Source organism: Nocardia farcinica, from assembly GCF_029867845.1.
GTDB classification, from domain to species: domain Bacteria; phylum Actinomycetota; class Actinomycetes; order Mycobacteriales; family Mycobacteriaceae; genus Nocardia; species Nocardia farcinica_A.
Genome location: NZ_JARWRU010000672.1, coordinates 1 through 5,048, shown reverse-complemented (window position 1 = coordinate 5,048; position 5,048 = coordinate 1). Strand labels below are relative to the sequence as shown.

The 5,048-nt window shown below is 73.0% G+C and carries 1 protein-coding gene; it reads left to right on the top strand.

The features are described from left to right. The coding region (locus QH283_RS14775) for a non-ribosomal peptide synthetase (RefSeq protein ID WP_280503573.1) at positions 1-5,048 on the top strand (5,048 nt) is incomplete at both ends.

The window sequence follows — 5,048 nt, the reverse complement described above, 5'->3', positions numbered from 1 at the left end:
TCGCCGAGGGCATCGGCGCCGAGGACCTGGTCGCCGTCGGCGTGCCGCGCTCGGCCGACTCGGTCTTCGCCGCCTGGGCGGTGTCCAAGACCGGCGCGGCCTTCGTGCCGGTCGACCCGGACTACCCGGCCGACCGCATCGCGCACATGGTCACCGATTCCGGTTCGCCGCTCGGCCTGACCGTGTCCTCGGTGGTCGACGGCCTGCCCGAGTCGACCCGCTGGCTGGTGCTCGACGAGCTGGATCTGAGCGGCTACGACGGCGGTCCGATCACCGACGCGGACCGGGTCCGCCCGACCCGCGTGGATCAGCCGGCCTACGTCATCTACACCTCCGGTTCCACCGGCAAGCCCAAGGGCGTCGTGGTCACCCATGCCGGCCTGGCCAACTTCCGGGCCGAGCAGGTGCACCGCTACGACATCGACTCCGGCACCAGGGCACTGCATTTCGCCTCGCCCAGCTTCGACGCCTCGATCCTCGAGCTGCTGCTGGCGCTCGGTGCGGGCGGCGCGCTGGTCGTGGTGCCGCCGGGCGTCTACGGCGGTGAGGAACTGTCGGAGCTGATCCGCCGCGAGCGGGTCACGCACGCCTTCATCACCCCGGCCGCGCTGGCCACCTTCGACCCGGCCGGCCTGGACACCCTGCGGGTGCTGGTGGCGGGCGGCGAGGCGTGCCCGCCCGAGCTGGTCGCGAAATGGGCGGTGCCGCTGGGTGATTCCGGCGAGGTCAGGGCCTTCCACAACGGGTACGGCCCGACCGAGACCACCATCATGACCAACATCAGCGACGCGCTGACCCCGGGCGACACCGTCACCATCGGCGGCCCGATCCGCGGCATGCGCTCGCTGATCCTGGACAACCGGCTGCGGCCGGTCCCGGTGGGTGTCGCGGGTGAGCTGTACCTGTCGGGCATCCAGCTGGCCCGCGGCTACCACGCCCGCCCCGGCCTGACCGCCGAGCGTTTCGTGGCCGACCCGTTCGAGCCGGGCGCGCGCATGTACCGCACCGGCGACGTGGTCCGCTGGACCCGCACCGGCGAGGTGCAGTACGTGGGCCGCTCCGACTTCCAGGTCAAGGTGCGCGGTTTCCGCATCGAGCTGGGCGTGATCGACGCCGCGCTGGCCTCGCATCCGAACGTGGACTTCGCGGCCACCCTCGGCCACGAGAACGCCGCGGGCGCGACCGTGCTGGTCGCCTACGTGGTCGCGGTGCCAGGTCGCACGATCGACGTGGCCGAGCTGACCGCCCACATCGAGCAGCGCCTGCCCGCCTACATGGTGCCCTCGTCGATCATGGTGATGGACCGGGTCCCGCTGACCCCGGTCGGCAAGCTGGACCGCAAGGGCCTGCCGGAGCCGGTGTTCGCCACCGAGGTCGTCTTCCGCGCCCCGCGCACACCGGTCGAGCAGACCATCGCCGAGGTCTTCGCCGAGGTGCTCGGCGTGCAGCGGGTCGGCGTGGACGACTCGTTCTTCGCCCTCGGCGGCGACTCGATCGTGTCCATCCAGCTGGTGTCCCGCGCCAAGGCGCGCGGCGTGGTCTTCACCCCGCGTCAGGTCTTCGAGCAGAAGACCGTCGCCGGTCTGGCCGCCGTGGCCGAGACCGCCGAGGTCGGCGCGGCGCCGGTCGCGAAGCTGGCCGAACCCGTCGGCGGCGGCGTCGGTGAGATGCCGCTGACCCCGGTGGTGCGGTTCATGGCCGAGCGGCCCGGCTCGTTCGGCCGCTTCAACCAGCTGCTGGCGCTGGAGCTGCCCGCGGGCATCGACCGCGCAGGCATCGCCGCCACCGTCGGCGCGGTCATCGACCGCCACGACATGCTGCGCGCGCGCCTGTACCGCGGCGAGACCGACTGGGTGGTGGAGACCGCCGAGCCCGGCACCGTCGACGTGGACGCGCTGATCGAGCGGGTGGCGTACCCGGCCGACGCCGACGAGCGGCAGCTGGTCGAGATCGCCACGGCCGCGGTGGATTCCGCGCTTGACCGGCTCGACCCGGCCACCGGCGCGGTGATCCGGTTCGTCTGGCTGGACCCGGCCGCGCCGCACGTCCAGGGCAGGATCGTCGTGCTCGCCCACCACCTGGTGGTCGACGGCGTCTCCTGGCGCATCCTGGTGCCCGACTTCGTCGCCACCTGGGGACAGATCAGCGCCGGGCAGCAGCCCGAGCTGGTCGCCCCGGCGACCAGCATGCGGGCCTGGGCGCACGCCCTGGCCGCCGAGGCGTCGAGCCCGGCGCGGGTGGCCGAGCTGGACTACTGGCGCGAGGTCGCGCACACTCCCGACCCGCTGCTGACGCAGCGGCCGATGGACCCGGCCGTCGACGTCTCCGGCGCGATCGAGAAGATCGCCGTCGAGGTCTCGCCCGAGGTCACCAAGGCACTGCTCACCACGGTGCCCGCGCTGTTCCACGGCGGCGTCAACGACGGCCTGCTCACCGCGCTCGCCCTGGCGACCGCGACCTGGCGGGCCCGCCGCACCGGCGCGTCCGCGAGCGATCCGGTGCTGATCCGCCTCGAGGGCCACGGCCGCGAGGAGGAGGTCGTGCCCGGCGCCGACCTGTCCCGCACGGTCGGCTGGTTCACCGCGATCTTCCCGGTCCGCTTCGACCTGTCCGGCCTCGACGTGGCCGAGGCCATGTCCGGCGGCGCCGCGGCGGGCGCCGCGGTCAAGGCGGTCAAGGAACAGCTGCTCTCGGTGCCGGACAAGGGCATCGGCTACGGCCTGCTGCGCTACCTGAACCCCCGGACCGCGGGTGAGCTGCCCGCCGGGCTGCCCGGCCAGGTCAGCTTCAACTACCTCGGCCGCGTCTCCGAGGGCGATGTGCCCGAGGCGCTGCGCGGCTTCGGCTGGACCCCGGCGGCGGAGCTGGGCGCGCTCGGCGGCGCCTACGACCCCGACATGCCCGCCATGGCCCCGCTGGACGTCAACGCCATCGTGGTGGGCGACACGCTCACCGCGAACATCGGTTTCCCCGCCACCCTGCTGTCGACGGCCGAGGTCGAGGAGTTCGCCCAGCTCTGGATCGAGGCCCTGGAAGCCGTCGCCCGGCACGCGAATTCGGCCGAGGCGGGCGGGCACACCCCGTCCGACTTCGCCCTGGTGCGCGTCGGCCAGCGCGACATCGACGAGTGGGAGCGGCGTTTCCCGGCGCTGACCGACGTGTGGCCGCTGTCGGCGCTGCAATCGGGCCTGCACTTCCACGCCCGCATGGCCGAGCACTCGGTCGACGTCTACACCGCCCAGGCGGTGCTGACCCTGACCGGCCGGGTGGACTCCGCGCGCCTGCGCGCCTCCGCCCACGCGCTGCTGGACCGTTACGAGAATCTGCGCACCGCGTTCGTCACCGACTCCGACGGCACCGCCGTGCAGGTGGTGCTCGACGGCGTGCGCGCGGACTGGACCGAGCACGACCGGGTCGCCACCGGTGAGGCCGCCGACCTGATCGAGGCCGACCGGCTGCGCCGCTTCGACCTCGCCGAGCCGCCGCTGATCCGGTTCACGCTGATCCAGGTGGCCGCCGACCGCTGGCAGTTCGTGGTGAGCAACCACCACATCCTGCTCGACGGCTGGTCGATGCCGCTGCTCATGCGCGACCTGCTCATGCTCTACGCCTTCCACGCCGACGTGTCGCAGCTGCCCTCGGTGCGCAGCTACCGGCACTTCCTGGAGTGGAGCGCGCGCCAGGACAAGGCCGCCTCGCTGGCGGCGTGGTCGGCGGCGCTGGATCGGGTCTCCGAGCCGACGCTGCTGGCCAGGGCCGACGCGCGCCACGAGATCACCGAGCTGTCCGGCGAGTACCTGTTCGAGCTGGACGAGGCCGCGACCGCGCGGCTGACCGGGCTGGCGAGCACGCTCGGCGTCACCCCCAACACCGTGCTCCAGGTGGCCTGGGGCCTGTTGGCCGGCTACATGTCCGGCAGCGAGGACGTGCTGTTCGGCACCACCGTGTCGGGCCGCCCGGCGCAGCTGGCCGGCGTGGAGTCGATGGTCGGCCTGTTCATCAACACCGTCCCGGTGCGGGTGCGCTTCGACGCCGCCGAGCAGGCGCGTGAGCTGCTGGTCCGGGTGCAGGGCGAGCAGGCCGACCTGCTCGACCACCATTACGTCGGCCTGGCCGAGATCCAGTCGGCCGTCGGCATCGGCGCGCTGTTCGACACCCTGGTGGTGTTCGAGTCCTACCCGGTCGACGCCGAGGGCATCCAGGCGCAGGCCGCAGACATCGACGGCATGGCCGTCACCGGCATCGACGCCGCGGACGCCACCCACTACCCGCTGACGCTGATCGCGCAGCTGGACACCCGCCTGCGCATCCGCGCCGGCTACCAGGGCGGGCTGTTCGACGAGCCGACCGTGCGCCGCATCGCCGACCGCCTGGTCAGGGTGCTCGACGCCATCACCACCGACCCGGCCCGCCGGGTCGGCGACATCGAGATGGTCGACGCCGCCGAACGCGAGCTCGTGGTCACCGGCTGGAACGACACCGCGCACGAGATCGACGCCGCCGCACTGCTGTCCGGCCTGCCGGGCCGCACCGCGCTGACCCTGCCCGCGCTGTTCCAGGCGCAGGTCGCGCGCACCCCGGGCGCATCCGCGCTGACGTTCGAGGGGACGAGTCTGTCCTACGCGGAGTTCGCCGACCGGGTGCACCAGCTGGCCCGCTGGCTGATCCAGCGCGGCGTCGGCCCGGAGTCCTACGTGGCCCTTGGCATGCGCCGCTCGCTGGACCTGGTCGTCGGCATGTACGCGGTCTCGGTGGCCGGTGCGGCCTATGTGCCGCTGGACCCGGACCACCCGGTCGAGCGCACCGAGTACATCCTCGGGACCGTCGACCCGGTCTGTGTGCTGACCGCGGGCGCCGACCTGCCGGTCGACACCGCACAGGTGCGCATCGATCTGCTCGACCTGCACGGCCTGCCGACGACCCCGCTCACCGACGCCGACCGCCGCGCCCCGCTGCGGCCGGACAACACCGCGTACGTGATCTTCACCTCCGGTTCCACCGGCAGGCCGAAGGGCGTGGCGGTGACCCACGCGGCCATCGTCAACCGC